The following is a 5,172-nucleotide window of genomic DNA, read 5'->3' as shown; positions in this document are numbered from 1 at the left end:
TCTCCCCCCCCCCCCCCCCTATCTCTCTTGTGCTGACCCCCACTCCTCTGCCTACCCCCCCGGTGTTATTAACCCCCCCCCTTCATCCCCCCCCCGAGTAAGGCCGGGGGCCGTGTCGTTGTGGGCGGCGCAGGGTACCGCGAGCGGTTCCACGGCGGTCGGGGACTTGACGTGGGACAACCGTGGCGGCTCAGCTTAGAGTTCACATGTTGGAGACACAGCCGGGCCTCACTGCTGCGGTCCGGTCGGCGGAGCGGCCGTCGTGCCGCCCGCGAAGGCGGGAGTGGATGGGCGTGGAGACTCCGGGATCGCAGTCGTCGCTGCACCGGGCCAACCTCGAGCGGGTGGTCCGTGCGGTGCGGATGGCGGGCTCGCTGACCCAGGCGGAGATCGCCCGGTCCACCGGGCTGTCCGCCGCCACCGTCTCCAACATCGTGCGCGAGCTCAAGGACGGCGGAACGGTCGAGGTCACGCCCACCTCGGCGGGCGGCCGCCGGGCGCGCAGCGTCTCGCTCAGCGGTGACGCGGGCATTGTCGTAGGGGTGGATTTCGGCCATACGCATCTGCGCGTCGCCATCGGCAACCTCGCCCATCAGGTGCTGGCCGAGGAGGCCGAGCCGCTGGATGTGGACGCCTCCTCCTCCCAGGGCCTGGACCGGGCCGAGCAGCTGGTCAGCAGGCTGATCACGGCCAGCGGGCTGAGCCAGGACAAGGTGGTCGGCGTAGGCCTCGGCGTGCCCGCGCCGATCGACGTGGAGACCGGCACGCTGGGCTCGACCGCGATCCTGCCGGGCTGGGCGGGCACCAATCCGCGCGACGACCTGGCCCAGCGGCTCGGGGTGCCGGTGCACGTGGACAACGACGCCAACCTCGGCGCGCTCGGCGAGCTGGTCTGGGGCTCCGGCCGCGGGGTCGCCGACCTCGCGTACATCAAGGTCGCCGACGGTGTCGGCGCGGGGCTGGTGATCAGCGGGAAGATCTACCGCGGCCCCGGCGGTACGGCGGGCGAGATCGGCCACATCACCCTGGACGAGTCCGGCCCGGTGTGCCGCTGCGGCAATCGCGGCTGTCTGGAGACCTTCACCGCGGCCCGCTATGTGCTGCCGCTGCTGCGTTCCAGCCATGGGGCGGACCTCACCGTGGAACGCATGGTGCAGCTCGCCCGCGAGGGCGATCCGGGCTGCCGGCGGGTGATCGGGGACGTCGGCCGGCACATCGGCAGCGGGGTGGCCAACCTCTGCAATCTGATCAACCCGAGCCGGATGGTGCTGGGCGGCCAGCTCGCCGAGGCGGGGGAGCTGGTGCTGGGCCCGATCCGGGAGTCGGTCGCGCGGTACGCGATCCCGAGCGCGGCCCATCAGCTGTCGGTGATGCCGGGGGCGCTCGGCGGCCGGGCCGAGGTGCTGGGCGCGCTCGCGCTGGTGCTCAGCGAGATGGGCGATTCGACGCTGCTGGACGGCGCGCTCTCGGCGGGGGCTCCGGCCCTTACCTGACCGCCGGGCGGGGGCTGTTGGACCGTGGGCTTGCCTGAGAGGCTTTGTCCGGTCACGCTCCGTCTATCCGACCTGTCCGACTGCGTTCACTCAGATAACGAATGGCACCGTTGCCATCTCGTTAAGGATTTACTTCTTGACGCCATGCGGGCGGCCGAGTTGACTTCCAGCCACCTCGGCCGCAATGACGCGGCCTCGTCAGGGAGGTCACCCCTAAATGAACGCAACGATGCGTCGCGTCGCTCTCGCCGCTTCTGTCATGTCGATGACGGTAGCCCTCGCCGCCTGTGGCTCGGCGAAGGAAGCCGACAACGACAGCAAGGGCGACAAGAAGAAGACCGGTCCGCTCACGATCGGGCTACTGCTGCCTGAGGATCAGACGGCCAGATACGAGAACTTCGACCGGCCCTTCGTCACGAAGAAGATCAAGGCACTCTGCGCCGACTGCAAGATCCTTTACGTCAACGCCAAGTCGGACCCCTCGGTTCAGCAGCAGCAGGTCGACTCGATGATCACCAAGAAGGTCGACGCGATCATCCTTGACTCGGTGGACTCCAAGTCCATCGCCAGCTCGGTCAAGAAGGCGGACGAGGACGGTATCCCGGTCATCGCCTACGACCGGCTCGCCGAGGGTCCGGTCTCCGCGTACACCTCCTTCGACAACGAGACGGTCGGCAAGGTCCAGGGCAAGGCCCTGCTCGAGGCGCTGGGCGACAAGGCCAAGAGCGGCAAGATCGTCATGCTCAACGGCTGGGAGGCCGACCCCAACGCCGCCATGTTCAAGAAGGGCGCGATGTCCGTCCTCAAGGGCAAGGTGAACGTCGGCAAGTCCTACGACATCGACCGCTGGCTGGCGGACAAGGCCAACGAGGCCATGACGGGCGCCATCTCCTCGCTCGGCAAGGACAACATCGTCGGCGTCTACTCGGCCAACGACAGCATGGCCGGCGGCGCGATCACCGCGCTCAAGAGCGGCGGCCTCAACCCGCTGCCCCCGGTCACCGGACAGGACGCCGAGATCGAGGGTGTGCGCCGGGTCATCACCGGTGAGCAGTACATGAGCGTCTACAAGTCCTACCTGGACGAGGCCACCGCCGCCGCGGAGATGGCCATCTCGCTCGGCCGCGGTGAGAAGGTCAACGAGTCCAACACGGTCGACAGCCCGACCACCAAGGACATCCCGGCGACGCTGATCACGCCGGTCTCGCTGACCAAGAAGAACATCAAGGAAACCGTCATCAAGGACGGGATCTACAAGATCGACCAGATCTGCACCGCCAAGATCAAGTCGGCGTGCGCAGCGGCCGGTCTGAAGTAACGGCCGGTCTCCGGCATATCGGAGCAGGGCCGTCCGTACCCACGGACGGCCCGCCTCCCTGACTCACCCCCCAATCGAGGGGAGAGTGCGCTCTCCCCTCCGTCACACAGCAGGGACCACCCTGCCCGGAACGGAGATGGCCATCGTGCCGAACGGACCCGTGTTGGCGTTGCGCGGGATCTCCAAGCGGTTCGGCGCCGTCCAGGCGCTCACCGACATCCATCTGGAGGTCCACGCCGGTGAAGTCGTCGCCCTGGTGGGCGACAACGGCGCCGGCAAGTCGACCCTTGTCAAGAGCATTGCCGGAGTCGGCCCCGCCGACGAAGGCGTTATCGAGTGGCAGGGCAAGCCCGTCCAGGTCACCCGGCCGCACGACGCCCAGGAGCTGGGCATCGCGACCGTCTACCAGGACCTCGCCCTCTGCGACAACATCGATGTCGTCGGCAACCTCTTCCTCGGCCGCGAGATCCTGCGCGTCGGGGTGCTCGACGAGGTCGAAATGGAGCGGCGCGCCCGTGAGTTGCTCCAGACCCTGTCGATCCGCATCCCCAGTGTGCGGATCCCGATCGCCTCGCTCTCGGGTGGCCAGCGGCAGACCGTCGCCATCGCCCGTTCGATGCTCGGCGAGCCCAAGCTGGTGATCCTGGACGAGCCGACCGCCGCCCTCGGCGTCGAGCAGACCGCGCAGGTCCTGGACCTGGTCGAGCGGCTGCGCGACCGCGGCCTCGCCGTCATCCTCATCAGCCACAACATGGCCGACGTGAAGGCCGTCGCGGACCGGGTCGCGGTGCTGCGGCTGGGCCGCAACAACGGCATCTTCGATGTGAAGACCACCTCTCAGGAAGAGATCATTTCCGCCATCACCGGCGCCACGGACAACGCCGTGACCCGCCGCAAGGCGCGTAGCGGGGAGGTCGCGAAGTGACCACGAACGTCGACAAGACCAACGGCGGCCCGTCGAACGGCGCCAACAAGGCGAGCGGCCCGGCCGACGCCAACCCCGTCGCCAAGGACGCGGTCACCGTCGTCGACCCCCGGCTGCTGGTCCGTCAGGAGGGCTTCAAGGGCTATCTGACGGAGTTCGGCCGCAAGATGCGCAGCGGTGATCTGGGCGCGGTCCCGGTCATCGTCGGCATCGTCATCATCTGGGCGGTCTTCCAGGCGAAGGACAGTGCCTTCCTCTCGCCCAAGAACCTCTCCGACCTCTCCATCCTGCTCGGCGGCACCGGCATGATCTCGGTCGGGATCGTCTTCGTGCTGCTGCTCGGGGAGATCGACCTGTCCGTCGGCTCGGTCAGCGGTCTGGCCGCGGCGACCCTGGCGGTGCTCAACGTCAACCACGGGGTGCCCGAGGGGATCGCGGTGCTCGCGGCGCTCGCCAGTGGCGCGGCCCTCGGCGCGTTGCACGGCTTCTTCTTCGCCAAGATCGGCGTACCGGCCTTCGTGGTGACCCTGGCCGGTCTGCTGGCCTGGAACGGTCTGATGCTCCAGGTGCTCGGCACCACCGGCACCATCAGCATCGCGGACGACAGCTTCGTGCGCGATCTCACCGCGCACTATTTCAGCCAGCTCATCGCCGCGTACGGGGCGGCCACGGTGGCGACGGCTGGCTTCTTCCTCGCCCAGTTCATGGACAGCAGGCGCCGTAAGGCGGTCGGCATACCCTCGCGGCCGCTGAGCGAGATCCTGGTCCGTACGGGCGTGCTCGCGGTGATCGTCTACGCCGCGGCCTGGCGGCTCAACGAGTACAAGGGTCTGCCCCTCGCCCTGGTGATCTTCGTGGGGGTCCTGGTGATCCTGGACTTCGTGGTCCGCCGCACCTCCTACGGGCGCAAGGTGATCGCCCTGGGCGGCAGCGTCGAGGCCGCCCGCCGCGCGGGCATCAACGTCGTCGCCATCCGGATCTCGGTCTACTCGCTGGCCGGGCTGATGGCCGCGTGCGGTGGCATCATGATCGCCTCCCGGATCGGCTCCGCCAGCCAGCAGGCCGGTACCGGCAACCTGCTGATGGAGGCCATCGCGGCCGCCGTCATCGGTGGCACCAGCCTCTTCGGCGGCCGGGGCTCGGTCTGGTCGGCGCTGCTCGGCATGCTGGTCATCGGCTCGATCTCGTCCGGGATGAACCTGCTGGGCGTCGCGAACTCCGTCCAGTACATGATCACCGGTGGGGTGCTGCTGGCCGCCGTCGTCATCGACTCGGTGTCGCGCAGGACACAGCGGTCCGCGGGTCGCGGCTGACCCCGGACGCCTCATCCGCTCACCCGGCCGCCGGGGGGGGGGACCGCCCCCCGCCACCCCCCGGGCGCCGGGTACACCCCCAACGCGGCGTGCGTGGTCGGGTGGTGGGGTGGCTGGCGCGGC

4 protein-coding genes are annotated in these 5,172 nt (G+C 68.9%); all 4 read left to right on the top strand.

Features of this window, described 5'->3' with window-relative positions; translation table 11 throughout:
- Positions 1-293 precede the first annotated feature (293 nt).
- Positions 294-1,493 (top strand): ROK family transcriptional regulator, encoded by a 1,200-nt coding sequence (locus ACFXB5_RS24910; RefSeq protein WP_078647720.1) that lies wholly within the window; start codon positions 294-296, stop codon positions 1,491-1,493.
- A 217-nt stretch (positions 1,494-1,710) separates the two neighbouring features.
- On the top strand, positions 1,711-2,811 hold the full coding sequence (locus ACFXB5_RS24905) for a sugar ABC transporter substrate-binding protein (RefSeq protein ID WP_385211628.1): 1,101 nt from the start codon (positions 1,711-1,713) through the stop codon (positions 2,809-2,811).
- Positions 2,812-2,947: 136 nt separating this feature from the next.
- Positions 2,948-3,736 carry an ATP-binding cassette domain-containing protein gene (locus ACFXB5_RS24900; RefSeq protein WP_201852826.1) on the top strand — a complete coding sequence of 263 codons (789 nt, stop codon included), beginning with the start codon at positions 2,948-2,950 and terminating at the stop codon, positions 3,734-3,736.
- Positions 3,733-5,049: a sugar ABC transporter permease gene (locus ACFXB5_RS24895; protein ID WP_385211626.1), complete on the top strand. Its 1,317-nt coding sequence runs from the start codon at positions 3,733-3,735 to the stop codon at positions 5,047-5,049. Before ACFXB5_RS24900 ends, ACFXB5_RS24895 begins: the two co-directional genes overlap by 4 nt.
- Positions 5,050-5,172: the final 123 nt, after the last annotated feature.

Source organism: Streptomyces sp. NPDC059455, from assembly GCF_042750115.1.
Classification (GTDB): domain Bacteria; phylum Actinomycetota; class Actinomycetes; order Streptomycetales; family Streptomycetaceae; genus Streptomyces; species Streptomyces endocoffeicus.
Note: the sequence above shows the minus strand (reverse complement) of the source record. Positions and strands in the feature narration are given on the sequence as shown.